This is a genomic window from Variovorax guangxiensis, from assembly GCF_003952165.1.
Taxonomy (GTDB): domain Bacteria; phylum Pseudomonadota; class Gammaproteobacteria; order Burkholderiales; family Burkholderiaceae_C; genus Variovorax; species Variovorax guangxiensis.
The window spans coordinates 457,307-482,191 of record NZ_RXFT01000001.1 but is presented as its reverse complement, the minus strand read 5'-3'; the positions used below and the strand labels follow the sequence as shown (position 1 = coordinate 482,191).

General features: G+C 64.1%; 32 protein-coding genes. 7 read left to right on the top strand and 25 right to left on the bottom strand.

Features of this window, described 5'->3' with window-relative positions:
* Positions 1–117 precede the first annotated feature (117 nt).
* Positions 118–618, top strand: a complete 501-nt coding sequence (locus EJP67_RS02345) for a hypothetical protein (protein WP_126019017.1) — start codon at positions 118–120, stop codon at positions 616–618.
* Between the two features lie 34 nt (positions 619–652).
* Here the strand turns inward: EJP67_RS02345 and EJP67_RS02340 are convergent, their stop codons facing one another.
* The 5 genes from EJP67_RS02340 to EJP67_RS02320 all read right to left on the bottom strand — a co-directional run bounded on the left by EJP67_RS02340 (position 653) and on the right by EJP67_RS02320 (position 3,273).
* A complete protein-coding gene (locus tag EJP67_RS02340; protein WP_126019015.1) occupies positions 653–859 on the bottom strand; it encodes a hypothetical protein in 207 nt (68 codons plus the stop codon).
* Positions 860–1,179: 320 nt separating this feature from the next.
* Positions 1,180–1,758 carry a hypothetical protein gene (locus tag EJP67_RS02335; protein ID WP_126019013.1) on the bottom strand — a complete coding sequence of 193 codons (579 nt, stop codon included), beginning with the start codon at positions 1,756–1,758 and terminating at the stop codon, positions 1,180–1,182.
* 281 nt (positions 1,759–2,039) lie between these two features.
* The gene (locus EJP67_RS02330; protein ID WP_126019010.1) at positions 2,040–2,537 is read right to left on the bottom strand and encodes a hypothetical protein; all 498 of its coding nucleotides are present in this window, start codon (positions 2,535–2,537) and stop codon (positions 2,040–2,042) included.
* Between the two features lie 193 nt (positions 2,538–2,730).
* Complete coding sequence (locus EJP67_RS02325) at positions 2,731–2,994, bottom strand: hypothetical protein (RefSeq protein WP_126019007.1); 264 nt, start codon at positions 2,992–2,994, stop codon at positions 2,731–2,733.
* A gap of 75 nt (positions 2,995–3,069) precedes the next feature.
* Positions 3,070–3,273 carry a DNA-binding protein gene (locus EJP67_RS02320; RefSeq protein WP_126019005.1) on the bottom strand — a complete coding sequence of 68 codons (204 nt, stop codon included), beginning with the start codon at positions 3,271–3,273 and terminating at the stop codon, positions 3,070–3,072.
* Positions 3,274–3,435: 162 nt separating this feature from the next.
* Between EJP67_RS02320 and EJP67_RS02315 the strand changes: the two genes are divergently transcribed.
* From EJP67_RS02315 to EJP67_RS02305, 3 genes are read left to right on the top strand one after another with little or no spacing between them, the layout of a single operon-like run.
* Complete coding sequence (locus tag EJP67_RS02315) at positions 3,436–3,714, top strand: hypothetical protein (RefSeq protein WP_126019003.1); 279 nt, start codon at positions 3,436–3,438, stop codon at positions 3,712–3,714.
* Positions 3,711–4,217 (top strand): hypothetical protein, encoded by a 507-nt coding sequence (locus EJP67_RS02310; protein ID WP_126019001.1) that lies wholly within the window; start codon positions 3,711–3,713, stop codon positions 4,215–4,217. The genes EJP67_RS02315 and EJP67_RS02310 overlap by 4 nt, the downstream gene beginning before the upstream one ends.
* A 12-nt stretch (positions 4,218–4,229) precedes the next feature.
* Positions 4,230–4,409 carry a hypothetical protein gene (locus EJP67_RS02305; protein ID WP_126018999.1) on the top strand — a complete coding sequence of 60 codons (180 nt, stop codon included), beginning with the start codon at positions 4,230–4,232 and terminating at the stop codon, positions 4,407–4,409.
* Positions 4,410–4,418: 9 nt separating this feature from the next.
* Here the strand turns inward: EJP67_RS02305 and EJP67_RS02300 are convergent, their stop codons facing one another.
* From EJP67_RS02300 to EJP67_RS02240, 13 genes are all read right to left on the bottom strand, one after another.
* A complete protein-coding gene (locus EJP67_RS02300) occupies positions 4,419–6,749 on the bottom strand; it encodes a hypothetical protein (RefSeq protein ID WP_126018997.1) in 2,331 nt (776 codons plus the stop codon).
* Positions 6,749–9,109 (bottom strand): hypothetical protein, encoded by a 2,361-nt coding sequence (locus tag EJP67_RS02295; RefSeq protein ID WP_126018995.1) that lies wholly within the window; start codon positions 9,107–9,109, stop codon positions 6,749–6,751. Before EJP67_RS02295 ends, EJP67_RS02300 begins: the two co-directional genes overlap by 1 nt.
* Before the next feature lie 22 nt (positions 9,110–9,131).
* The gene (locus EJP67_RS02290; protein WP_126018993.1) at positions 9,132–9,449 is read right to left on the bottom strand and encodes a hypothetical protein; all 318 of its coding nucleotides are present in this window, start codon (positions 9,447–9,449) and stop codon (positions 9,132–9,134) included.
* Between the two features lie 447 nt (positions 9,450–9,896).
* On the bottom strand, positions 9,897–10,406 hold the full coding sequence (locus EJP67_RS02285) for a hypothetical protein (RefSeq protein ID WP_126018990.1): 510 nt from the start codon (positions 10,404–10,406) through the stop codon (positions 9,897–9,899).
* A 121-nt stretch (positions 10,407–10,527) separates the two neighbouring features.
* Positions 10,528–10,977 carry a hypothetical protein gene (locus tag EJP67_RS02280; protein ID WP_126018988.1) on the bottom strand — a complete coding sequence of 150 codons (450 nt, stop codon included), beginning with the start codon at positions 10,975–10,977 and terminating at the stop codon, positions 10,528–10,530.
* 3 nt (positions 10,978–10,980) lie between these two features.
* Complete coding sequence (locus EJP67_RS02275) at positions 10,981–11,304, bottom strand: helix-turn-helix domain-containing protein (protein ID WP_126018986.1); 324 nt, start codon at positions 11,302–11,304, stop codon at positions 10,981–10,983.
* The gene (locus EJP67_RS02270; protein WP_126018984.1) at positions 11,301–11,507 is read right to left on the bottom strand and encodes a helix-turn-helix transcriptional regulator; all 207 of its coding nucleotides are present in this window, start codon (positions 11,505–11,507) and stop codon (positions 11,301–11,303) included. The genes EJP67_RS02275 and EJP67_RS02270 overlap by 4 nt, the downstream gene beginning before the upstream one ends.
* Before the next feature lie 161 nt (positions 11,508–11,668).
* On the bottom strand, positions 11,669–12,373 hold the full coding sequence (locus EJP67_RS02265; RefSeq protein WP_126018981.1) for a hypothetical protein: 705 nt from the start codon (positions 12,371–12,373) through the stop codon (positions 11,669–11,671).
* Positions 12,374–12,562: 189 nt separating this feature from the next.
* On the bottom strand, positions 12,563–13,111 hold the full coding sequence (locus EJP67_RS02260) for a hypothetical protein (RefSeq protein WP_126018978.1): 549 nt from the start codon (positions 13,109–13,111) through the stop codon (positions 12,563–12,565).
* Positions 13,104–13,451 carry a hypothetical protein gene (locus tag EJP67_RS02255; RefSeq protein WP_126018976.1) on the bottom strand — a complete coding sequence of 116 codons (348 nt, stop codon included), beginning with the start codon at positions 13,449–13,451 and terminating at the stop codon, positions 13,104–13,106. The genes EJP67_RS02260 and EJP67_RS02255 overlap by 8 nt, the downstream gene beginning before the upstream one ends.
* Positions 13,444–13,920 carry a hypothetical protein gene (locus EJP67_RS02250; protein ID WP_126018974.1) on the bottom strand — a complete coding sequence of 159 codons (477 nt, stop codon included), beginning with the start codon at positions 13,918–13,920 and terminating at the stop codon, positions 13,444–13,446. Before EJP67_RS02250 ends, EJP67_RS02255 begins: the two co-directional genes overlap by 8 nt.
* Entirely contained in the window at positions 13,913–14,266 is a 354-nt protein-coding gene (locus EJP67_RS02245; RefSeq protein ID WP_126018972.1) for a hypothetical protein, read from the bottom strand. The genes EJP67_RS02250 and EJP67_RS02245 overlap by 8 nt, the downstream gene beginning before the upstream one ends.
* Before the next feature lie 583 nt (positions 14,267–14,849).
* The gene (locus EJP67_RS02240) at positions 14,850–15,059 is read right to left on the bottom strand and encodes an excisionase (protein WP_126018970.1); all 210 of its coding nucleotides are present in this window, start codon (positions 15,057–15,059) and stop codon (positions 14,850–14,852) included.
* A 71-nt stretch (positions 15,060–15,130) separates the two neighbouring features.
* Here EJP67_RS02240 and EJP67_RS02235 point away from each other — a divergent pair, with 71 nt between their 5' ends.
* Positions 15,131–15,499 (top strand): hypothetical protein, encoded by a 369-nt coding sequence (locus EJP67_RS02235; RefSeq protein WP_126018967.1) that lies wholly within the window; start codon positions 15,131–15,133, stop codon positions 15,497–15,499.
* A 395-nt stretch (positions 15,500–15,894) separates the two neighbouring features.
* On the opposite strand, the gene EJP67_RS02230 is transcribed toward EJP67_RS02235, so the two are convergent.
* Positions 15,895–16,182, bottom strand: a complete 288-nt coding sequence (locus tag EJP67_RS02230; RefSeq protein ID WP_126018965.1) for a DUF4224 domain-containing protein — start codon at positions 16,180–16,182, stop codon at positions 15,895–15,897.
* Between the two features lie 59 nt (positions 16,183–16,241).
* Entirely contained in the window at positions 16,242–16,457 is a 216-nt protein-coding gene (locus tag EJP67_RS34195; protein WP_126018963.1) for an NrdR family transcriptional regulator, read from the bottom strand.
* Between the two features lie 86 nt (positions 16,458–16,543).
* Here EJP67_RS34195 and EJP67_RS02220 point away from each other — a divergent pair, with 86 nt between their 5' ends.
* Complete coding sequence (locus EJP67_RS02220) at positions 16,544–16,810, top strand: helix-turn-helix transcriptional regulator (RefSeq protein WP_165909532.1); 267 nt, start codon at positions 16,544–16,546, stop codon at positions 16,808–16,810.
* Here EJP67_RS02220 and EJP67_RS02215 read toward each other — a convergent pair.
* Entirely contained in the window at positions 16,807–17,154 is a 348-nt protein-coding gene (locus EJP67_RS02215) for a hypothetical protein (RefSeq protein WP_126018958.1), read from the bottom strand. The genes EJP67_RS02220 and EJP67_RS02215 overlap by 4 nt on opposite strands.
* A 604-nt stretch (positions 17,155–17,758) precedes the next feature.
* Positions 17,759–18,454: a hypothetical protein gene (locus EJP67_RS02210; RefSeq protein WP_126018956.1), complete on the bottom strand. Its 696-nt coding sequence runs from the start codon at positions 18,452–18,454 to the stop codon at positions 17,759–17,761.
* Between the two features lie 202 nt (positions 18,455–18,656).
* On the opposite strand from EJP67_RS02210, the gene EJP67_RS02205 reads away from it, so the two are divergent.
* Positions 18,657–18,881: a hypothetical protein gene (locus EJP67_RS02205; protein ID WP_126018954.1), complete on the top strand. Its 225-nt coding sequence runs from the start codon at positions 18,657–18,659 to the stop codon at positions 18,879–18,881.
* 721 nt (positions 18,882–19,602) lie between these two features.
* On the opposite strand, the gene EJP67_RS02200 is transcribed toward EJP67_RS02205, so the two are convergent.
* The 3 genes from EJP67_RS02200 to EJP67_RS02190 all read right to left on the bottom strand — a co-directional run bounded on the left by EJP67_RS02200 (position 19,603) and on the right by EJP67_RS02190 (position 24,862).
* The gene (locus tag EJP67_RS02200) at positions 19,603–22,608 is read right to left on the bottom strand and encodes an autotransporter family protein (RefSeq protein WP_126018952.1); all 3,006 of its coding nucleotides are present in this window, start codon (positions 22,606–22,608) and stop codon (positions 19,603–19,605) included.
* Positions 22,609–23,273: 665 nt separating this feature from the next.
* Positions 23,274–24,161 (bottom strand): 2OG-Fe(II) oxygenase, encoded by an 888-nt coding sequence (locus tag EJP67_RS02195; RefSeq protein ID WP_126018949.1) that lies wholly within the window; start codon positions 24,159–24,161, stop codon positions 23,274–23,276.
* 29 nt (positions 24,162–24,190) lie between these two features.
* On the bottom strand, positions 24,191–24,862 hold the full coding sequence (locus EJP67_RS02190; protein ID WP_126018947.1) for a hypothetical protein: 672 nt from the start codon (positions 24,860–24,862) through the stop codon (positions 24,191–24,193).
* Positions 24,863–24,885 lie beyond the last annotated feature (23 nt).

Sequence of the window (24,885 nt, the reverse complement as noted above, 5' to 3'; positions counted from 1 at the left end):
GTCGCGGAAGCCGCCGGTCGGCTGTGGGCGTTGCACCGTTCCCGAAAATTTGGGAGCGGCTACGCCGAGCACATCCGGTATCTTCCAATGATGCCTCTCCAGACACTCAAACGCGCCATGCTTCAAGGCGATCGCGACCTGTTCGACACGTTGCGAGCCGCCCACTGGCCCACGATCTGCTCTCAGATGTGCAGCGAAGCGCCGACCAGGGAATTGGCGGACCTGCTCCGCAGTCGCTGGACCGAGTACGGTGGTCGCATCCGCGTTGACACCGGCGACGATGCACTGCTGGTGCGCGCGCTGCGCGCTTGGCTGCCAATGTACCGCGGGCCCGAGATGACGCTGCTCAGAGGCGAGAGCATCGAACGCTATCAAGCCGGGCGTCTCGGCTTCTGCTGGACCCCCAATCGCGAGACCGCAGAGATGTTCGCTTCCGGGCTACAAGCGGACTATCCGGGCGGAGGGTGTCTGCTGCAGTGCCTTGCCCCTCCCGACGCCATCCTCGCCGCTCCCGATGCGCACAGCCGCTGGCTCGGCGAGGAGGAGTACGTGCTGGACCCAACCAAGCTAGGCGACGTGGAAGTCGTCACCCGCTACCCACGGCCGCAGCGTAGGTGAAACGCCAGCCCACGGACTCAGCACTCCAGGTCTGTCAGTCGACCTGATCGTCGTCGACGGGCTTCTTCCACCCGTCCGGCATCGGGTACTGGGAGAAGACCAAACCGGGATGCGGCGGCGCGCTCGGCGCCCAGCAGGTACTGCCGAGCGGCCCGGCAACAGCGAAGGCGCTGGGTTGATAGTGGCTCGCCACCACGCGGTCGTACCAGGCGCGCTGGTCAGGGGTCAGGTCAGAAACCATGATGTTCCTTAGTTGTGGAGCGATCATTGTTCCGACCGGCTCAGTGGCAACGGACCCCGTTTTTCCCAAATCGACGTTGCTTGCCCACCGTTGCGCCACCTCGCGAACTTCAGCATGTTTCAGCATCCCGGGGGTCGGGAAACCTCAACATGCCTCAACAACAGCGGTGTAGAGCGATGGGAATGCCCGCAGCCCACGCCGCAGGCCCTACGGCGGACATCAGCCTCAGGAGATTGACGTACCCAAGATCGCTCGGGCTGGCGACACGCTTGGGCTGCGGATCGCTCTTGGAGGCGGGCAGCAGCCCACAACGACGAAGCTCAGCCGGCAACCTCCTCCGTCTTGGCTGCCACCGCTTTTTTCTTGCCCTTTCGAGATGGGTCTAGGTCCACCACGTTCATCCAGAGTCGGTCCCAGAAGCTCAGGAGCTTGATATCCCCGTGATGCCCGAAGGCTTCCGACAATTCGTTCTCGCATTGCCTAACGAGACAACGAAGAGCCGCAGGTTCTTGAGCCTCGAGATGTAGGTAAGCAGCTTTGAACTTGTTGAGCGTGTCGCCAGGAATCAACTTACCGGCCAACGTGATGTCTGCATGCAGGCGCTTGAAGTCCCTAGCAAGTTCTGAGTGCTTTCTGGCCTTTGCACCTGGGCCATAGCAAAGCGTCAGCGAACTGACGATCGCAACGATCCCTGCCGGAATCCATCCGAAACGGACATTGCCCAGGATCTGCGAGAAAGCGGCCGCACCACCAAGCACGCCGACGCACTGCGCGAAGCGGTCGATTCCATCAAGAAAGCGCTCTCGTTTCTGGTGGTAGAGCGCAGACACCATGATGTCCCAATGCAGCGCCCAAGCCTCAGGTGAGTAGCCTGAGGACCCTTGTGTTTCTTGAGTCACTTCACTTCTTGCTAGGAGGAGGAGGCGGCGGCGGTCGCGTCCGCTGAATCGTGGTGTCGCTCTTGCGCTCCCCATAGCTTTCCTGCGAAGGATTTCCCGGAGGGCGTGAAGGAGGGGGCGGTGGTGGAGAAGGAGGTTTAGTGGCCATTCCACAAGTCTACAACTTGCAACAATCAAGCTTCCAATGACAGCTCACCTCTTGCTGAGCGGAGGCGCACGACACTATCTCTATCTCGATGGGCCACCGGCGGCGTCCACCATCTCTATCACCCGCGCCCGCCCTACCGCCCGAACGCGAACAAGACCCCACCGCTGGCCATCGCCAGCATTCGCAGTTCACGGAGGGTGAGATCGGCGCAGAGGTCCCCGATCTCCAGCTTGGCACCGCCTCCCGGCAGATGGGTTACCGAGATCGCACGGTCCTCCGCAGCCTCGAGCACCGGCTCGAACACGCCAGGCATCACCCGACGCAAGCGGCCGTCCTCGATCATCCGTTTCACGTGGTCGTCGACGATGGAATAGGGCAGGCCTAGCGTTTCCATCAGGACTTGGCGCGTCGCCACCTTGTTGGCCTCGGCCAAGTCGAGGATGGTCCGATAGATCAGCGCTCCGTTGCCGCGGCGAACAAGAGGCTTGCTGCTGGCCTGCGCGGGCCCGGTGATCTGAAGCGGCTGTGCAACGGTGGTCACGATCATTCCTGGATATTGCTCAGTGCGGTGGTGCGCAGGACGATGCGCCATTTGCTCGGTGCCGTCAAAGGACATTGGGATGCTGCTCATTGGATACAGGCTTTCCTGGCGCTGGCATGGCGCGTGAAATCGCCAACTCCCGATCGCCTTGCAGCCCCAGTCCTCAAACGGTGGTAACCGCCTTGGAAACCTCAGTCCTGGAAACCATGGATACCGGCGCGGATACCCGAGCGCCTGCATACCGTCGGCGGGCGCTCACCGAGCCCCAGGCCTGTCGATGGCCTTACGAAGGGCTACACACCTTCGACGTTTCAGCGCGAATCTCCGTCAGGATGGCCCTCACCTCACGGTCGTAGACCTGAAAGCCGATGTTCGCGATCAGCCGGCCGACGTTGATGGAGCCATCCTCCGAGAAGTTGCCGCGGCGGTGTTCCGCGATCATCCTGGCGATGCCGGAGCGAATTGCGTCGTGACGCTCGAAAGCTGCCCCCTTCAGAGAGAGCGGGAGGCCTTGGTCGCTGGTCGGCTGCGAAGGGTCGTTAGTCATGGTGTGATCCTTGAAAGCACCCGGAATGAGGACGGCGGGCCGGGTGAAATCCCGCCATCGTTGTGTGAGAACGACTCAGGCAGTGACGCCCAGCAACCGCTTGATGTCGGAGACAGGCCAGGCAAGCCGGCCACCGACGCGCAGCGGCTTTACCGGGCCACCCTTGCACGCCCAGAGCTGCAGGGTGGCAGTGGACCGGCTGAGGTGGTGGGCCGCCTCCGAAGTCGGGATGGCCGAGCGGGTCTCCTGCTCCAGGGGAACGATGGTCTTTGCAGTCATGGTGCGGGCCTTCGAATGCTTGAATAAGGCTTGTCATTCTTCGAATTGCCAGCGTTTCCCAAATCTCTACTGGGGGCGACGCATCTTTGCCCCATGCTCCTACATGGAGCACACGTCGGCCCTGCTACCTCTGTTGTCTGATTCATCGAATAGACTGCGCCCATGCCAACTTTCGCCATTGTCCCAACCACGGACCCATCGGTCGCCGCGGTAGATCAAGCCGTTCGCGGGCTTGGCATACCTGCCTATCGCCTTCCGCGCGGAGAGTGGCTGGTCAAATTTGAGGGCACTAGCGCCCAGCTGGCGGAGAAGGTCGGGATCACCACCGCCGTCGAGCCGCGCCCACCTGCAGCGCCCATGGGCATAGTGATGCACTTCAGCACCTACTGGGGACATGCCCCGAAGGATGCCTGGGAGTGGATCGACCTGAATCAGAAATGACCGCGCCGCGCAGCCGAGCCCAGACCAATACGGAACCCGATCGGTACGGGACCCCGATGGGTGGTGGCCACACCCAGGGCGGCCACGACTTCACCCTTCAGGCCGTCATGGACCTCAAGCAGTCCGTCGGCGAGCTGAAGGAAGCCGGCAGAAACAACCAAGCGACGCTGACTGCAATCGAACAGCGCATCGGCAAGATTGGCGATCGAGTCGATGAAAGCCTCGGGAAACTGGAGTCGCGCCTGGAAGGACGGCTGAAAGGCCTCGAAGATCAAGCCCAGCAGGTCAAGATCACGATTCATTCGACCAAGGCCGTCCTCTATGTAATTGGGGCAATTGCCCTAGCTGTGCTCGGCGGCCTCGGTTGGCTGGGGAAAGAGGTCTGGGACGTGACCAAGCCACTCATCCTCGAGAAGCTCCGCGACAACGGGAATCAGGTGCAGGCCGCACCAGCCCCTCCAGCACCGCCGCCAGCTGCTGCGCCGGCCAACAGGCGCCCCTGATACAGTCCGGCCATGGTCAAAGACCCGAAGAACTTCACCGGTGAGGACGTGCCAGCGCTGCTCAAGCGCGAGGACGACCGTCGCCGAGAGATCGAGGATTGGAAGGGCATGCTTCTGTCCTGGTGGGGCTTGCTCTGCCTCGTGATTCTGGCTTTCCTGATTCTTTCGCTCTTAGCGGACCTCTTCCGCTGAATCAGGCGACTACCCGGCCGGCCGGAGCACCGCAAAGCCTCCAGCCGGATGGGAGACCACTCTCCCACCCATCTGTCGCGCGACGTCGCCCGCCTTGATGCGGTTGCGAAAAGGCTGAGTGCCGTCGAGGATCGCCCCGCGCCCGTTGTCTGTAGGTTCCACCCGGGAGGTCGCCGCGAGCGCACTGGGAACCGCTGCAGCAGAAGCACGGGTTTCACCAGCAGCAAAATTGACGACCGTCGGCGAAGTCACGAACTTTGCCGCAGCCCTGCCAACCGTTGGCACAGCAATGACCTTGGCAATTGAGGCTGGGTTGCCCGTACCGATGGCCTTGGCAAACTCGTACCACCAGGCACCGAGCCCCACCTGGCGCGCCGTACCGCTCGGGTTGGCGAACACCGAGGCCCCTTCGCGCCGCACGGCAGCCATGCGGCCCATTTGGTTGACGCGCTGCTGCAGGCCAGGGAAGCCGCTAGTGTTGAACAAGGCGCTGCGCGCGGCGGGGCTTATCGCCGCCAGGTTCGTCAAAAACGTCTCACTCGAGAACTGGCTGCCCAATTCGTCCTGGGCGCTGTTCTTGGCCCGGCCGAGCCGCTGCAGCACTGCCGCGGCTACCTCCTGCCTGTTTTCCGCCGGCATCGACTTCATCAGCCGGCGAATCTGCGTGCCGCCGCTGGCGAGGTTGCTGGTGGCCGCTTGGAAAATGTGCTCCGGCGCGTCCTTGTTGATGATGCTGGAGATCTGCTCCATGCGCTCATTGGCCAGTCGCGTGAAGGTGTTCGCGCGATTCCAGGCCTGCTCTGCCTGCGGACCTGCGGCCCTTGCGGCATTGCCCAGGTCCTCGCTCAACGCGGCGTAGACCGGCGCCCATTTGTTTCGACCGATGGGTGACAGCATGTTCGTCTCACTCATCGTGCGACCGACCAAGCTGCGCAGTTGCTTGACCGCCTGGTACGGCAGCGCGGCGGCATCGAGGTTTGGCGGTGCCGGGTTCATCAAGCTGCTGCGCGAGCCAGGAGGCGCTGCCTTGGCCAGTGCGGTCTCAAGGTCCGACACGAGAGACTTTTCCAGCGCGGACAGCTGGCCGTTCACGAACCACTTCGAGATCTCTGGCGCGCCGTCAATGCCTGCATTCAGTTGCTTCATCGCCGCCAGTGTGTTGCCCACCGTGGTTGGTGCATCAGGGGCGACGAAGCGGTCCAGTGTGTTGTACAGGCGTTGCTGGGTATCGCGCACGTTGTCCCGAAAAGTAGCCACACCACGGGCGATGGCCTCACCGGCGTTGGTGGGGTTGGCGCCGGGCGCGAGCTGCGCGCTGAGGTCCTGCACGCTCTCCTGCAGGGCCTTGGCCTGCCGCTCGGCCTTGGCAACCATGATTCCGTGGCTGCCCACGACATTGGTCAGGCCGGTCTCCGCGCCTTGCAACGCGCGGCTCTGGGTGGCCTGGCCAAGGGTTGGCGTCGTGCCCGCAGCCTCCTTGAAGGTGGCAATGTTGTCGGCGACGCGCTGCCGGCCGGCCTCGCCGCCACGCAGCACGCCGCGGACACCGGCCTGGGCAGCAAAAGGTACCGCCGTAGGCGCAAGCGCCCCGGCGATGCCAGCAACACCCTGCGCCACAGCGCCGCCGCCGCTTTCGCGCGTGATCCCTGCCGCGCCGGCACCGGTGGCGCCGCTTACGGCCTGCATACCGGGGGCGGCGGCCAGCGCAGACCCCAGCGCCTTCGTGATGGGACCCGCAGCGGCATTCGCCACTGCCTGCCCAGCGCCGATGCCAGTGAGCGCGGTGGCCGCGCCGGTCGCGGCATCCTGCACCACGCGCTCGAGCTTGCCCTCGGGTTGGGCCACACCAGCCTGGTTCATGAGATTGCCCGCAGCGCTGGCCACCCGCTGGAACCGAAATCCCTTTTCCTTCTGCCCGGTCACCAGCTCCGAAGTCGTCGGGGCTCGCGCGTCGGTGTAGGCATCAAGGCCGGCGTTCACAAGCCCGGTTGCGGCGTCCGACACCATCCCGGGCAGCGACAGCACGCCTTGCACCGCGGCCCGGCCCGCCAAGCCGGCTTGATGGCCCAACTCGCCGAGCACCGTGCGCTCGGGCTTGGGAGGCTCGACGGCAGCCACCGGCTCATCGTCGACCAGCGGCGCCGAGGCCCATGCGGGTTGTCCGGCAGGCGCGGGGGGAGCGGCGAGAGCGCTATTTGGCACGGGCGACAGCGGCGTGACAGCGGCGGAGCCGGAATTTACCGTCATCGCAGGCGCCGCAGAGCCGGCGAGTGCTGCGGGCACGACCGGCGCGGCGGTGTGCTCGTCCTCGACGAGCGGTGCATTTTCCCAATCGGCCATTACTGCTTCCTCCGCTTGTTGCCGTTCGGGTCGAGGAACACGGTCCCCGATGGAAGGCGATGAAAGTCGGCGTCAGATGCGATCTGCGCCGGGGGTTGGATCGGTTGCGCCCCTGGCGGGGCGGCAGCGGCTCCCTGCGGCACATCTGCCCCGCCCTGCCTGAGCGGGCTCGTCGGAATCTTGTAGCCCGACTCCTTGTAGACGGTGGCCATGTCGTCGTTCATGGCCTGGTAGTTCGTGATGAACTGCCCCAGCTTCTTCCTCGCTGTTGCTGCATCGTCGGTCACTGCAGGGATGAACGGCATCAGGCGTGGGGTCTCCGATGCGGTCACTGCTGCGCCAGCGCGGTCGTGCACCAGCATGCTGCCGATGTTCGCAATGGCAGCGCGCGTGTCGACGCCCTTGGGATCAAGCCGGTTGAGAAGGCCATTGGGGGCGTACCCCTTGGCGCCAGTTGCAGCCGTGTCCCCCGCCAAGCCGCCGGCCGTCTGCCCATTGAGCAGGGCCAGGGCATTCTGAGCCGTGCGAAGGTTGGACTGGTTCGTAATGAAGCCCTGCGCGGCGCTAGATGGCAGGGCCTTGCCGGTCTCTTCCTCGCCCTTGAGCCCTCGGCCCTTCACCGCGGCGAGAGACGCCGCAGCAACCTTGCGCTCTTCCGGCGTGCCTGTGAGCAGCAACTCCTGCAGCCTGGCTTCACGCGCTTCGGCGGCTAGCTTCGGTACGGCGGCGGCAGCCGCACGGTCGTCGCGATTCGCATCGAGCATGACCCTCTTGCTTTCGAGCGCGAGACGCTGCTGGTTGATGCCAAGCTCCTGTTGCTGGCGCAGATCCACCATGCGGGCTCGGGCATCGTTACCACGTTCGGCGAGTTGCGCGCGCTGGGTGTCGCCGGCCTCCTTCACCGTCAACTGCGCCATCCGTGCGCGCGCATCGATCGGTGCCATGGCAGCAGCCACAGCTGCATCGTTCACCTGGGTGCCACGGCGCGGCGACCACGTCGTGCGCGCCAGAGCGTTGCCGAGATTGGCCTGCTCGTTGAATTGCGCGCGGCGATCGGCTTCCGAGGCGGCGTTGTCGATGACGGCCAGCCCGGGCGTCGGTGCATTGGGATCGCGCCAAGTCTGCTTGTCCTTTTCGAAGGCAACATCCCGGCTCAACTGCGCGAGTCGTTCGGCAGCGGATACCCCACCAGACACCCCACCCACGGAGCCCGCAGGCTGGTAGGACTCGGGCACAGCGGCCGTCGGGGCCGGTGCGGAGGCCGGAGCTGGCGTTTCGACTGCCATCGCGTTGTCGACACGTCGAACCTGTGCTTGCTCAGCTGAAGCAGCCACGGGTGCAGGCGCCGGCGCAGCGACTTGCGCAAGTCTTTCGTCGCGTCGGTAGGGAATCTCTGCGACGTAGGGCCTGGGCCCGGCCGGCAAAGGCTTCATTTCCGGCTCGGGTGGCGCGGGCATCGCGCCCCCTGCAGCATCAGACGTCGTGGCCATCGTCTGCCGGGGCGTCAGGGCCGCGAGCTGGACACCGGGGTCGTTCATGAGGACTTGCTTGCGGGGGTCCTCGATCTCGCCACCATCCGCATAGCCCACGATGCTCTGTACCGGTCGTGCCGCGAGGGTGGCAGCGGCCGACCCAGCAGGCGGCGCGGCACTGGCCGAACCAGAGATGCGCGCCCGCCCGGATTGCAGGTCCGCAGTACGCGACATCGCGCCAGCGTTGAAGGCCGCGTTGCGATTGGCATAGTCCAGCGGTGCCGGGGCTGCTGCCGGAGGAGGAGGAGGAGGCGCTACAGCGGGCACCGCCGGCGGCGTGGCAGCACCAGCAGCCGGCAGCGCAGACATCGGCGGTGCAACCGGCTTCGGCGCGATCGGCGTTACTGCTGCAGGTGTCCCGAGTACTGGTGCCTGCGCCGGCGGCGGAGGTGCCCGAAAGGCGTCCACCGTGCTGACGGTACCGCCGGGCGCCAGGCCGTTGATGGTGACGCCGCCGGTCACGTTGCCGCCCGAGTACGAATTGCCGACTCGCGTCACGGCGCCGGGCTGCTGATCGATCAGCCCGCCGTCAGCACGCGCCAGCCGCCCCATCTTCTGGGCGGCCTTGTTGGTCGGGGTATGCGTCGCGTCGACCAGCGCCTGCAAGTTGTGTTTGCCGACGGCGGCGGTGGTGTCGGCCGGCAGCATGAATTCGTCCTTCGAGGCCCAGATGGGCACCGAGTCGCTGGTCGGCGTGCCGGGCCCGTGGATCGCACCGCCGTGCTCCATGGCCTTCGCCTTGGCATGCGATCGCGGCATGGTGCCAAGGATCAGGGCGGCGCCGGTGCGCGGCGTGCGCTGCTCGGCGGGAGATCGCGTTGCGTTCATGAGTTTCCTCGGTTGGTTGAAATCAGGCCTGGCCGATGGCCGGGCGGTGTTGGGAAAAAGGCTCGGCTTCGATGACCTCGGCGTCAGCGAGCCCATCGCGGGTGGTCGCACAGAGCTTGGCCAACGCGCGCAGCGCGGCCCGCTCCAGCCGTTTGGCCTCGGTGACACGGCGCGAGGCCTCGACAGACCGCGTCAGCGCGCCGGAGGTGACGGGCATGACGGCGGCCTTGTAGGCCTGCTCCGCGAGGCGTTTCTCGGCGCCGAGGGCGCGCCGGCGAGCGTGGGCCGTGCTCCAACGCAGCGCGGCGGTGGTGATGTCGATCGACTCGCGCGGCGTCACAGGCGCTCCCTGGCGTCTCGCTCGACCGCTGCTTTGCGATCCAGGCGCGCGCGGCGGCAATCGCGACACCCGTCCAGCCCGAGCAGCGCGCGCAACAGGTCGCGCCCGACGGCCAATGCGTCCGGTCGCCGGCGCCATAGCCGACGAGGCTTGACATGCGGGGCTGATGCGACGTGTCCGCGCGGCTGGCCAACCGATAGACAACCGTTGCACACCGGTTCGACAACCGTTAGAAAACGGCTACCTCGTCTGAGTGCCGCACCCTCCCTGGTCGACGAAGTAGTAGCCCAGGGCGACTGGTTTGTAGTCCTGGCGCACGGGTTGAAAGGGGGTTCTGGCGTCAGCGAAGGGGGGGTTAAGAACCCCCCTTGACCTTCCCCAAAGGCTTTCGGGAAGCCTTCACCGAACCCTTCACTCAAGCCTTCACCCAAGTGGGGCTTTGGTGCTTCAGTCATGGTCGACTCCCAAGTCGAGCTGCGCCGCCGGCGCGGCCAGGCGAGCACCTGGCGCCACCTGATCGCGAACCGCACGCGGAGGGCGCGACTCAGCGTTGCGCGGCGTGACCACCACTCGAGACTCTTCGATCTCTGCCTGAAACTCAGCCGACAGGTCTAGGGTCGCGTCGATGTACCAGGCCTCGATGTTGATGTCGCACTGGTCGAAGCTCTTGTTCTCCCACATCCACTCATGTACTTGCTTGATGCGCTCGTGCAGCACGCGCAGCCGGCGGGCCAGCTTGTTGATCGTGCGCAGGTTCTCCGCCTCCGAAGCGGACAGCTGCGGCACGAGCCCCAGCTTCTCGGCCGCGAGGCGCAACTGCAGCGGGTGCACCTCTACGACGTCGTCGCCGTTGTCGTATGGATCGGTCGCCTCAAGCCGAAGTGAACCGTTCGCCATCAACTCGATCTTCAGCGCCGGCATCTCTTCGGCCCAGCCTGTGGTGATTCCGGTCATCATGCTGGCACCTCGGTCAATACAGTTTGGGTACATGGCTTCTCTAGATAGCTGTACCGATTCGGCATAAGGGAAACCCAAAAAAGGGCGCGAGATAGATACCGTTTCGGCAAAATGCCCCGCTTCAATTTGCCGTTTCGGTATCTATGGAGGGCGGGCAATTTGCCGAATCGGTACAAGGCTTCGCGTTCTTGTACGAGCCCCGCGGAAAGGCTTGCTCGGCCATTTCCATCTCCGGCGCCCAGTCCAGCGGCCACCAGGTGCACGCGAACCAAGCACTCCGATTCGGCCGTTGGCCCATGCGGGTCTCGACCACCAGAGCCTCGGACAAAAGCAGTTCCGCCTTCGCGCGCTGCAGCGTGTGCGGCCCCCGCCATCCGCGCTCCTCGGACATAAACGTCCAGCCCGCGAGCAGCTTGCCGTTGTTGTCGCCCTTGTACTGACTGGCGACGTCCCATAGCAGCGCTCGAGCAGAGGAGCCCAAGGCCTTGTAGACCGCGCTCTCCATCACCGAGACCGGCACAAGGATGAAGCGCCCGGCGTCGCGCCGGTCCTTCTTGTACTTGGAGGCCATGCATCACGCCGCCCCTTCCGGCTCGCTGATGAGCGTGTAGCGGGCCATGCGGGCATGCGAGTAGCCGTCGGCCGCGTAGCCGTCGAACAGGTCCGTGGTGATCTCGTAGCCTAGGCGATGCCGTAACGCATGGATGCGGGCGCTGACCTGGTAGCAGCCCAGGGCGCGGAGGTCATCCGTTGTCTTCGGGCCGCGGCGAAGGGCCGCGATGATCCGGCGCTGTTGGGCTTCCGTGCGCGTGCTCTCCTCGCTAAACTTCAGGCTCGACTGCGTTTTCTTGAGGACCCCGACGGCTGCAACCGGCGGGGTTTTCTTCTTGGACGTCATTGCGGGGCACCTCCCGCACGCTTCGCGATAAAGGCCTCGACCTCGGAAGCGTTCCACACGGTGACGGAATCACCGAGCTTGAACGGCTTCGGGAATTTGCCCTCGCGGACCCAGCGCCAGATGGTTTGAGGGCTGACCGGCAGCATCCCGGCTTTGCCCTTGGTCGTCGCAAGATCCGCGACTCGGATAATCCTCTGTGACATTCGTACCTCGTTGAACCGCCATGGCACGGCACGGCGTGAGGTGAATGTCCGAAACTTCAGGCCCTGAAAATAGGGTCAATTCACTGAGAGAACTAGAGGACGGGCAACCCGAAAATCCCTCAAAACCCGCGTCAACACTAGGTTCCGAAGGGGTAAGACAACTAGCGACGTGGGCCGGTCCGCAAGTCGTCTGGACGCAGCATTGAGGCTATAGCATCTGCTCGGGCTTTCGAAACGCTCCGCTCTGTTTGAAGCCAGTTCGATACCTCTTCGTTGGTCGGGGCGGTGGTTGGATCATCCCTATCGTAAAGAGCCCACCAACGCCGCGCGGCAGCATCGAGATGGCCGAGCGCAGCGGTGGTATGGCTGCCCCAGGGCCAGTAAGACGACACCGAATCGCCCGGCGCTAACGGTTTCACTGCCGGCACAACCGCGTCTTTCTTGTCCCATGCGGCGATGAGGCGCACATCCGATGCCATGAGGCCGCCCTTGCCGAGCAGATAACTCAACGAGACAGGTGCATCCAAGGAATAGATCGGCAGCGGCGTGATGCCAGCTTCCTCGTCTTGTACCTTGGTGAACAAATGGAAGTCGGCCTCGAACAGATCAGTCCAGGTGCCTTTGGCTAGGTAGATTTCTCCATTGAACAACTCATAGCTGTCTCCATCGTCGCTGTCTTCAATCGGGTCATATGAATGGCTGCCGTCCTCGGCCCACTTCTTGAAGGGGCGGTGCGACTCTTCGATAAAGAGGATGGGCCGGACCTTGTCGCACAAAATCGCCGCACGAAGGTCGTCTTCCGCGCAAGCGCCACTCGATAGCAACGTGGACATCCGGACAATTTTCCGGTTCGATTGGTCGGTCATCGCACACCCCTTCAGGCGCCCTTCATGGGGAGCCTCGGCAGGCGGGTGAAGGAATCCCACTCTTCGGCCCGTCGACCTAGCCGAGGCAAAACCGTGGCGCCCGTCGACGCCGCAATGAATGGTGCCACGCCGCGGCCGAATTGCCCCACCAGATGGATAGCGCTCCGAGCCGGAAGTGACGCCAATCGGTCAATGCGCGCGGCTGCGGCGCTTGCTCTCCTCCAGCGCCACCTGCCCAGCGCTGACCGAGTAGTCTTGCGTCGAAAGCAGCATCCAAAGGGCACGCGCAAGCTTGTCGCCGCGTCGCTCGGCCAGCTTCGCAGCCATCTGGCATGCCAGCCGCCGGCGATCCTCACGCAGCCACCCTGGAATGAGCATGCTGGGATCCTCGGGCCCTTCGGCAGCACGCATCGCAGCGAGCTGCGGCCCGCGCTCATGCTCAAGCAGCGGGATGCGCCAATTGAAGAGGTTGTGCCACTCGTGACGGATCGTCTCGCCCCGCGTACTGGCATACCCCGTCGGGTGCCAGCCGCCGCGTTCCTTGGGGAAGGTGCCGCGGTACCCAGCGGCCGCGAGCTGTGCGGCCGAGCCCGAGATGAGAGTGTCTTCGCTGCCCGCGCGGACGTGGCAATCGGCGGCCTCAGCGTTGGCAACGAGGCGCATCAGCGCCGCGAGGCTGGCAGGGGCCACCACCGTTGCACTCGCTGTCCTTGATGGCGCGATCTGGGCTTTAGCCATGGTCGGCCTCACCTTCGAACGGAATCGCGTCGCTGTAGATCTTCGTGTGTGCATCGTCCATCGAGATCCCGTCGTCGCACAAGTAGCTCATGAGGACCGAATTCAGCTCCTTGATGCGACAGCCCAGCATGCGCAGCACGGCCGGCGACGGAGCCGCCTGAAGGTCCTGCGCCATCTGCTGATTGTCCGCAAGCTGGATCAGCATGTCGGCCAACGGGTCGATGTTGAAGGTGCATTCACGCGCCATGCAGGCGGCTTTTTCACCACCCTTTGAAAATTGCGTCTTCGAGGTCACAAGCGCCAGCGTGGCGCCCGACGCGGACGGTACTGCCTTAGACATGTGCCACCGCCTTCCGCTTTGCCGTGGGCTTACCGCCCATGCTCTCGATGAATGCTGCATTGGCAGTCTTCATGTCGTCGACCAGGCTAGCGGCGCACTGCTCGTATCCGCGGATGTCACGGGTCAGAGTTGGTCTGAAATTCCAGGACTTCACCGCGTCAGCCAGCACACCGGCCATTGCGTCGAGGAAACCTACGGCAGCCCCGCAGCGGTTCGGTTCACGGCCCTTGTTGGTGTTGGCCAGCACATCAGCAGCCTCTTGCAAGGCATTTCGAACAACGGCGGTTGCACCGTCCTCGTCAAAGTCCCCCTTCGAGGCAGCGTGTAGCAGTTCCCACGCTGCTTTGATGCCCGTCAGCGATCCTTCGAAGTACTCCTCATCCGGAACATCAAACAGGTTTGCGTCGGCAAAGTCCGTGGCATGCGTCATGAAGCTAACACCGGCGTAGAGACGGGTGCGCTCATTCATGGTCGACCTCCTTGCCAGCGCAAGCGAAGTGGGGACCGAAGTTCCAGCGATCAGCGTCGCCGACGACATTCGTTCCCGAATGACCATCCGTGATCGCGCCAATGCCGGCGAGGATGGCGTCCACCGCATCGATGGCAGCGTTGCGCGACTCGCGTTCACTGCCCGAATATGCAAGGACCTTCCTCGCAGTATCTGCCCGAAGGGCGACCGTCTGCAACACCAATCGCAACTGCGAGGCGTTGAGGGATTGTTTGGAATTCGCCTCCCGAGTGGCGTTGCGGGTCGACGACGTGGGGGTGTTTCGCCCCGCTACGGTTGTCGTTTGAGTAGACTTCTGGGTAGCCATGATGTGCGTGTCCTCCAAGACGTGATGCACGTTGTGGTTAGGCCGGTCGGGTGTTCCACCACCTCTCCGGCCGCCTGGATTGCCTCGGTCACCAACTGCAGTTTGAAAAAGCAGTTGGCGCGCCCCGAGACGCGGCGGTCCGACAACCTCCGGTGTTCCACCACCATCGGCTGCCGCCATCAGTGCCTCAGATCAGCCAGCGAAAATCTTCGTCGGCTGATCTGAGGCACAGCGGTTAGTCCTTCGGCGATGGCTCCTTCGCGCGATCAATCGTCTTGCTCAACCAGGCAGCGCCGAGCCTGCGCAGCTTCTCCCAACGCGCGGGGGTTAGCCGTATCGTTCCGGTCACCGCTTTCTGATCGGCTGGCAATGCAGGCCGACCACGACCTCGTACCAGTTCTTCTCGCTCTTGCTTCGTCATAGCATTAAGTGTGACTCTTTTATTCCTTCAGTGCAATGAATAAAGGTAACTCTTTTATTGGGACAAACCCGCTCATAAGCAGTCGGATGTGACCCGCTCTCGAATGACCGCGGGCCGCCAACGAAGAGAGGTGCACGGCCCCTGCCTTGCTTACGCTGACGGCTACGTTCGTCTGAGCCGATTCACAAGCCGACCGACTGCTGCGATCTCTGCAACGTGTTGCGCGTCTTGGTCGATGTAGTAGGTGCGCCCGATCTTGAGCGGCGGCGGAATGACCCGCCCCTCACGGCCCCAAAGTCGTAAAGTGCGCTCAGCTGGAGGAGGATCAAAATGTAGCGCTGCCCAGGCGGTGAGGCGAATCTTCGGCTTCATTCCCCACAGCCCACCGTTTCGACGCGGGGATGCCGGTGCTGCACGCAGGCGACACTAATGAAAGGACTGACATGGAGGCATTGCTCGATGAGCTACGAACGCTCGAGAAGCGTGCGAACGCCCTGCTCGCATTGGATGTAGACGTGGAGAACAAGCTGGTTGAAGAAGACCGCGGAAAAGCCGAATACAAGGCGCTGAAGGACGGTATCGCAGCGAGGCTGAAGGAATTCGAGCGCAGACCTCCAGCGGGCGCCGAAGACTGGGTGATCTCAACCTTCGCCGCAGCACTCAGGGCGGCACACATCGGCATGCGTGCCCCCACAAACGCTAGCCCCTGGAACAGTAGTTGGCGCAGTTCTGTCCACGAACTGGCCGACGAGCTGAGCTACTACGCCGCTACGCTGGCAAAGGGGCTCAGTGTCCAGACCGGTCGCGTTTGAAGCGCGGGCAGTGAAGGTGCTTTTTGAAAAAGCACCTTTGCAAGGCTCCAGAGCGGAGACACCTTTGGAAAGCACCCCTCGGAGTACCCATCTATTTGAGAGGTGATCGCGACGCCTTCTTGGCCGGCGCGTCAAGCCTGCGATCGAGCCAAGCCTTACCGGCGGAGATTGCCTGCGCGCTTGTTCGATGTCGACCAATGCTGAGCGCGTCACGTACTGTGCCTCCCGGCGCAATGGCCTTGCATATCCAACCTTCCGCAGCGCCCCAGAACGACGCGTACCAACGAACGTGCAGCGTCCAGCCGCGGTGCTCATGCGTGACAACAGACGAGGAGCGGAGGGAGGGAATCGCCATCGCAAAAGCTTACAGCGCTGCCCGGCATGCCGTTGTCACCTCAATCCTCCTTTTTCGGCCGCCTCAGCTTTCGCTTGCTCAGGTGCTCGAGCAGCCCTTCGACGTTGGGCTGCGTGCGAGGGTCGAACGCGGCGGGTCCAGCACTCGGACCGATCCGTCCGCTCAGCACCCATTCCGCGTGCGAGCGCACCACCAGTGGCTTTCCATTGGGCTTCTCGTTCACGACCATGCCGAAGGCGCGCAGGAAACGCTTTTGCGCAGCGGGCGACTTCAAGGGATCACAGATCTCCGCGATCTCGGCATCTGTGAGGAATAGCGGCAACGTCATGCGCCGGAGTATGACGCCGATGAGGAGGCAGATTTCAGACCTACCCTTCCTCCTCGCCACTACGTAGCGGGGTCATCGAAATCTCGGCATGCCGCGGCGAAAGCGTGTAGCGCGGCAGCAGCCTTTTCCATGCGACTCAGCATCCCCGCGTCGATCTCGACCGTGGTCCACCGGTGCGCGCAGACGGCGCAGCCGCGAAGGCGCGTGATCTTCGCGTCACCGGTCCGCGTGTGCAAGACACGTTGCTCAGAGCTGCTACAGGATGGACATTTCATGGCACCAGGATCATGTCAGCGCGGCAGCGGCATCACCAGACAGCCAGCCTCTCGTCGCAGCGGCCTCAGGGATACTCGAGTGGACTATGCCCAAGAAAGAACGCTCCCCCATCGTCTTCCTCAAGCCAATGTTCTTGGCACGCGCCGACGCTGCGGCATTTCTGACCATTGGCGAGAGCACGCTCGACGAGCTGGTGGCCAGGGGTCTGGCACCAAAGCCGCGCAAGATCAGTGCCGGGCGCGTGGCATGGCTGGTCGAAGATCTGGAAGCCTGGGGACGCAACCGGCCGGAGTCCGACCTGCTGCCGCCTGTAAACAGCGGATATGGCCGTCGCGGCAAAGGCGATGCCTAGTTCGGGGTCGACTCCGGATCCTCGCCTTCAATCCATCGGTTGTAGGCCTCCGGGTTGATGTAGAGATTGCCGTCCGGTCCTTTGCGGCACTGCACGCCGTCTGTCCAGATCCGTTTGCGTCGGCGGGCGTGCACGGCATTGGGCGTGTCGCCGGTGACTTCGCAGTGCTTGGCCAGCTTGACCCAACGGTAGCCTGACTCGCCCACATTCAGCACCTCTGCCTTATTGCGTGAAAGCCGCTCAGGCGCGCGTATCGCCACTTGGTCGCCGCGCCTCATCTCCTCGACGGAGCGCAGCAGGGCTGCGGCGAACAGCTCGATCTCATTGCCCTTGGCTCTTGGCATTCGAAGGCTCCTTCGCGCAGAGGTATCCGGATTGGGTGGCGGGCCGCTCCCCTGGTCAGCCAGGTAAGCGACGTGGCAACGGTGCAATAGTCCAGCCGTTTGACAGCTACTGTAGAGCGCACATCACTTGCAATCACTCGGCAGCGCGGCTGTGGAGCGGTGAGGCACGGGCACGCGGGCGCAGAACATCCATTTTTGCCGAGCGATTGCTGCTTGCCATGGCTACTAGCAATTGGGCGCACGGACAGAAAACGGAGATTCTGGAAGTTGTTACCAGAATACTTAGCAACTATTAGCCACTTGGGCAAAAACCACGGGAAATTCGCCTCGCTCCCCAGCACCGCCAGCGCGAGGGTAGTGCCGCTCTGGTGCGGCACGCGAGCGAGGTGACTGCCACCGGCCATGCCGAGCAGGCCGCCCAGGACCCTGTATCCATGCGGGTTCCGAGACGATTCAGGTCCGATAGCAGGCCACCTTCGGCCCGACCGGTGGTTCCGTCGCCGCCCGCCTCGGCCAGCAGCACGTATCCAGCATCCATGAGGGTTTGCGGACGATCCGGGGCGTTTCGGTCACCAGATCCACGCCCGCCTGTCACGATGAATCGTCAGTGCTGGGCGTGCTGATCGGCATGGGACGCTGCCACAGTACATCGCTCCCGAAGTTCCTGCAGCCCCATCAGGACGTCACTTAGGGGTGCTCGCGCCCTTAGGAAAACTCCGGCTGTGGTGTCCCACTCTGCGACTAGGCGCTGCGCCTTGCTTATTGCCAAGGCGGTGAGCCTGCGAAGATCGAAGGCGAGCCGGACTACTTCGACATCAGGCAACTCATGAATCGGAATTGCTTTGGCTGCGTCATAGACGTCTGCAAATGGAGGGCCAGAAGAAAACCCCGTGCGTCGCGAATGCTCATCGATCTGGGCTTTCAGCAGTGAACTACGGGACTCGATCTCCAGCTCAAGAAGCCGAGCCAAGTGACCGATCACCTCGATGAGCGCACGTCGCTTGTTTCGCTCGACAGTCGCAGCGTGAGTCCGTGTCGCCCTGATTTGGCCCACCGCGATCGCACCTGCTACCGCGAGCGCCACGACGGCGCCCCATGCTTGAACCCACGATGCGCACTCGCCTCTCGTTAGCCCCATGCTGACGAGCATGCAGGTTTGCCCAATCTCGTATGCCATTCCCGCCTCCATAGCCTGGGAGCAGGAGTATCGCTGGCCTCCCTCGTCCAAGTCGAACTGCGCCTGCAGCGTGCGGATGATGCGCGCGATGTCGGCGCGATGGGTGTCCCGGTCGCTGACCACGGGCACGGTCCAACTGGGCCCGTCGTCGCCGCTGAGGCCGGTACCGACAACACCGCCTCGGTGCACGTCCGCCTCCTGGCCGCGAAGACGGCTGCTGAAGCGTCGTCAACCCGCGCACGTCTGCATCGGCCAGTCGCCTCGGAATTGCCCAGGCTTTAACCGCATGGGATGGCATGAAAGCCTCAGGCTTTTGAGGCTTGCCATGTCTGCCAAGCCTCGGCTTCTGGCGCGTCGTGTTCCTCTGGTGCTGCATCGTCTACCAGCGGCACGCAAGATCCACCACGACAGCGACAGAAACACGACGCTCCCCCGTAATCGTCAGCGGCCTTTCGCGCGGAGCGCGAAAAATTTTCCAAACCGGGGGTTTTGGGCGCGTTTTTTGGACCGCCTGCTCTTTTTTTCTCTTTTTGCCCCTGTTTTTGCCTGAAAAGCACCGAGGGCAGAAATGCAGGAAATCACCCGAATACCTCCCCCTACCCCACAGCAGCTGTGAAGCGGAAGAAGTAGGCATCACCACCCTTGCGGGTTCGTCGATGTGCTGGCCGTTGTTCCCCTCCAGCATCCCCCGGCTTCGACGTGCATACCAGCCGACCAGATCGCATGCGGAACTGCCCCGGTGCCTTGCGGCGGCGTCTGATTGAGCGGTTTCCTTCCGAGCGGCCCCACGTGCGGCCCCTGCTGTCGCGCGGAGTGCGGTCTGGAAACGAAAGAGCCCTTGCTGCTGCGTTCCCCGTACCGGCCAGGGCGCCCCGAAGGGCAGGAAACGCATGAGCAAGGGCTCTTTGAAAGTGGTGCCTGACGACTGGCCGGTACGCTGGCGATGCTGATAATACATACAGCCTTGATGGATGTACAGTAGTTGCCCATGCTCATGCGCACGCCAGTGACCGTCTGGCCATGCTGGTGAATTGGGCACAGGATCTCTGCAGCAGGTAGGACGCTTCGCGATTTGTCGGTACTTTTGCCGGTATCTTCAAAAATCAAACTCGAAGAACTGAGCATCCATACGGCATTCAGCCTGAATTTCGATCCCCTCCGGGGGCCAATCGCGTCTCTAACTGTTGCGTTTTTCTCTAACGGCGAGGCCCCAAACAAGGTAATTGATGCGGACGACCAGGCACTGCCTGATCGTCTGCCTCGGATGGGCCTTACCAGAGCACCTTCACACCTACGCTGGCGTTGACGCCGCTGCTGTTGCGCGCATCGCCACTCATGTCCCACAGCTTGCCCAGCTCGCCGTATAGGCTGGTGCTGCGGCTCAGTTGCCAGGAAGTTCCCAGCGCCAGCTCGCCGCTGCTGCCACCCGTGCGCGTGCCGATGTCGGCGAAGCCAGCCGGACCGATGAAGCGCGCCACATCGGTGCCGCCGCCCGAGTGGTAGAGGTTCAGCCGCGCATAGGGCTGAAGCAGGCCCGCGCTGGTGTCGATCTCGCCCTTGACCCGCACGCCGGCGCGCACAAGCCAGCCGTCGTGGCTGTCCTGACCAATCAGCGCACCGACGATGCCGGTGTCGTCCAGGTTCACGCGCTGGTGCACCAACTGCAGCTGTGGTTCGATGGTCCAGCCGGCAGCGATGCCGAAGGACTGGCCTACTTCGACGGAGGCCAGCAGGCTGCTGCCCTTGCCACCGCTGCCCAGGCCCAGCACCGGCGATGCCGTGTAGCGGTGGCGGCCGCCCTGCAGCACACCGTCGATGTAGAGGCCGCTGTCGTTCTTCCAGGTGCCGTAGACGCCGAAGTATTGATTCTTGAGGTCGTTGATGCCGACGCCGAGATCGAGCAGGCCGCTGGCGAAACCGTTGACGCGCATGTCACCGTCGAGCTGACCGACATAGACGCCGGCGCGCCAGTGGGTATCGGCCCAGAGGTCGGTGCCGGCCTGGACGCCGGTGAGGCGGCCCCTGCTGGTAGGGCTCACGGTACCGGTCTGGCTGGTGGTGCGGTCGGTGCTGATGAGTCGGCCCCACGCCTGGCGGTAGCTCTGGCCGGCGACGGCAGGGCCTGCGTCGTTGGCGGCGGGGCGGACGTTATCCCCCATGCGCATGTGCAGGCTGCCGAGCATCGACAGGTTGGCCTGGCGGAACTGCTCGGGCAGCGCGGCGTACAGCGGCACTTCGGTGCGGTAGGTGGGCACGCTCACGCCCCCGCCGGTGCTGCCGCCGCTACCGGTGCCGCCGGTGCTTCCGCCTCCGCCGCCGTTGGCGGGAGGCGTGACCACGGCGCTGGAGCGCAGGTACCAGTTCTCGCCCGCGCCGCTCGCATCGGCGGCATACAGCCGGTACTCGTAGGCGCCGGCATCGACGTGGCCGCCCGCCAGCGCAAAGGCGTTCTTCGTGGTCTGCGCGGTGGTGGTGGCGCCGTTGATCGCGCTGACGACCTCGATGCCATTGCCGGTGGTCAGCGCGCCGAGTCCGCCGAGGTTGGTGATCTGCACGTTGGTCGTGCCGCTGGCGATGGCGGTCGCGCCGCTGAGCACCAGCCGGTCGCTCGCGCTGCTGCTGTCGCCCAGCGCGGTGCCCAGGCGCAAGGTGCCGCCGTTGCCGGCCCACGGGCCCGTCACGGTCAGCGTGGTGCCCGGCGCGGAGCCGACGAGCGAGACGGTGCCGCCGTTGGCCATCGAGGCGATGGTCTGGTCGTGGCCATTCAGATCCAGCGTACCGCCGGCGGTCACCGTGTAGTTGCTGGCGCTGCTGAGCGCGCTCGCCGCCCCGGCACGCAAAGTGCCTGCTGCCACGTTGGTGGCGCCGGTGTAGATGTTGGCGCCCGTGAGCGTGGTGGTGCCGCTGCCGATGTGGTTGACGTTCGTACTGCCCTCGATCGGCGTGGCGAAATCGTAGGCGCTGGCGTTGTGGTTGAAGTTCACCACCGCCGTGCCCGCGCCGCCGAGGATGCGCGCGGCGCGCACCGTCCCCGGCGCAGCGGGGGCGTCGCCCACGGCTGCACCGATGTTCAGCGTGGCCGAGCCCGAAGCGTTCTGTCCCATGCCGATATTGCCGGCGCCGCTTCTCGCCGAGACAGCGCCGCCCTCTGAAACCGTGAGGATCGCTTCGCCTTCCAATCCCAAGGAGATATTGCCCCCAGTGGTCAGCATCGACGAGCCCGCGCCCTTCACGACGCCCGTAGTGACACCCCCGGCACCTCTGCCCAGAAAAAGTCCCGAGACTCCCTGGATGATGCCGCCATCCGACACCTCGACAGTGCCGTTGTAGTGGGTGAGGTTCGCCCCGAAAACGATCGAATTCTTGCCATTGACCAGCACGTGCGAGGTGCCGCCCGTGAAGGCCCCGCCCGACCCGCCAAGTTGCACGCTGGAACTATTGAGCCGGCCGCCATCCAGCACGCGGATATTGCTCAGTCCGGCGCCCGAATTGGTACCGGAGACGGTCACCAGCGAGCCGCTGCCTTGAATCGTGAGGTTGCCGGTCGTTCCCGCTGCATCGCCTATCAAGAGGATATTGGCGATCCCAGTCGGCGGCGCCATGACGCCGCCATCCAGCACATCCAGCGACGAGCCCGCGTTCGATCCGATCGTGACGGTTCCGCCGCCGAGCGTCAGCTTTGAGCCAGCTCCCGTCACCACGATGCGCGAGTTGTCGCCTGTCGCGTTGACAAGGCGCGTGGCGCCGGTCGTGAGCGACCCGCCACCCTGTATACGCAGTTCGCCCCCGTTGACCGTGACATTGCCGCCCCCATTCGAGGTGACCCCGGATAGAACCAGCGCGCCGTCACCGTTCTTGACGAGTCCCGCCGTACCGGTGACCGCGCCTTGAAAAACAAGTGAGGCGCCCGCCGCCACGTCGAACGGCTGGCCACTGGCCGTGATCACATGGCCGTCAGGAACAACCGTCACGTTCTTCGTGATTGTCAGAAGCGGCTGGGTGTATGCGAAGTCGGCGGTCAGGGTGATCGTGGAACTCGCATCCGGACTGGCGTTGGCTCCCGCGACGGCGCTGACCAGTTCGGCCTCGCTGCCTGCAGTGAAGGTTGCCGCCTGCGCCGCTGCGCTCACGAACAGCGCGGCGCTGGCAAGCACGGTGCCGACGCGTACCGCGCTTCGCGAGTTCCCCGCGCCGCCATGTGACGCTCGCACGTTTTCAGCTGCAGCCACGTAGGCGCCCAACGCCGCGTTCCACACCGTTCTGTAACAAAAATTCATCCAATCATCCTCGTTGTAAAACCAATTTCTCCCAATGAAGAGTGCTCGGCTGCCGCTCTCTTGTATTACTTTTCATATTACATATGAAACAAAATGCAATGAGGTGGTACTGCTGTTTCCGGGAGGGCAGGTTGGTTTTTCCACTTGACAAGGACGCAGCGTCTGGGAGCGCCCAAGCTGCGACAGCGCACCTCGGGGACGAAGGGACCCATCAGGCAGTCGAGATCCGACGGATGCGTCAAGCTGATTTGCTGGCCTCGACGCCACCACCCTGCATGTCCGGGCTCGCCACTCAAGGCATTTGCACTTCAGATGCTTCCAGGCAGACGGCTCTGACCGCATGTTGAAGACTGAGCACAACCCGCAGCTTTCGCGCAACGGCACTCGATCCCGGTCGAGCAAAGGATGCCGAGCCCAAGGCGATCGGAGCCCTGGCCAGCGCCTGTTGCGGGTTGATCATCAGCGCCGCAACATGCTGTCACTTTTTGGCCTCCCAATAATGAAAACAAAAGGGCTACACTGCACCCGGGCAGCCAATCTCTCCCTCTACCCTCCTCCTATGGCTGCTCATTTAGCCCGCTTCGGCGGGTTTTCTTTTTGATGCGACGGGCTCGCGGCGCCAGCGCCCTGAGCGCTATTGGTCGACCGAAGCCCACCCGGAGCCATCAAGCGCCCTCTCCTGCAGCCACGAACCGCCGCTCCCGCATCCATTTCGTCATGACCCACTTGTCCCCCCGGGTCACCGCCGCGCTCGCATGCAGAGACCGCGCATCGACGCGGCCGCGGTCGTCGCAATATTCGAAGTAGCAGGCATTCCCGCGAATCGGCGATACCGCGAGGCCGAGCTGCGGAAAGACGGTCTGGCCGCCTTCGGGCACGTCGTCGAGATAGGTCACCAGCGTGCTCACGCGCTGGCCGCTTCGCGCGACGGATTCGCGATTGGCGGCGTTGGTGGGTGCCAGGTAGTCGTAATGAGGCTCGCTGCCGGCGCCGGTCGGATAGTGCAGCACCTGCAGTCCCTCGCCGTTTTCCAGCGGAAGGTTCATCAGCGCCGAGAGCCGCCGGTCGAGACGGGCGACCAGGTCGTTCTCGCCCGGACGGAAGAACATGCCCCAGCTTGCGCGCTTGTCGCTCACCACGTCGCGGCCGCTCATCGGGTCGACCAGGGTGGAGGGCTTCAGCCGCGGTCGCGCCATCTCGATGACGGCCTTGCACTCCTCGGCGTCGACCACGTTGCCCAGCACGGCAAAGACCGGATCTTCGCCGCGCGAATGCACGACGATCTCGCGATCGGCGGCCAGTATCCGAGTGCCCGGCGCGAGCCGCGCCACCGGCCTGGACGACGCTTCGTCCGGAAGTTCGACGGCGCCGTCCGGCATCGCCCCGCCCTGCCGCCGCGCATCGACAAACGCCGCGACGATGGCGTGCGCGGCCCGCTCGCTCATTCCCTGCTTCAGCATCGTGGCCAACACCGCCTGCGGCGCAAGACCCGCATCCAGGTTGTGCGTGAGCCAGCGGCCCAGATCGGGCGAGAAGCGGACGATGGTGCTCATGGGAACCCGTGTGTTCGCCGTACCGCGCCTCAGACCGGCCCCATCTGTGCGACCCAGCCCCTGTCGTCGCGCCGGAAGCCCTGGCGCAGCTGCAGCGGGCCACCCGCGCCGTTCATGATGCGCGTGATCATCGGAAACACGCGCTGCGCGTCGGCGTTGCGCATCCACGGCGCCGTATCGACCTGGTAGGTGTAGCTGACCACCGCCAGTGGATGCCGTGCGTCGGAGGCGTCGACCTTGACGTCGACGATCTTCTCGCGCCTGAGATGCGCCACGCAGAAGTCGCTGGCGTGTTCGGTGCCATGGCTCGCGTGTGGATGCGGCTTGTAGAACTGGCGGCCGGCTTCGGTCAGATCGAATCGCTTGATCGCACCGTCGGGATTTTCCTTGCTCTTCGGTGCAGCGACGATGGTGCTCTGCACCAGCCCCAGTTGTTCCATCACCGGAAACTGGACCGCGTGGCGCGCACCGGAGCCGGCTTCGGCTTCGGTCAGGTCGATCGGCCAGTCGAACATGGCAAGGCAGATGTCGCCGCGCCGGGCGAGGTAGTCATCCAGCGGGGCGGCGAGATTCTCGGCGGTGGGCGCATTGGCGTCACGGCCGGCACTGCACGCGGCCAGTGCACAGATGACGGCGAGGCCCGCCAGGGTCTTGAGCGAATTCAGGATGCGCAGGCTCGGTTCGATGAAACGGAGATTCATGGGATTTCTGGTTGGCTTTCTTG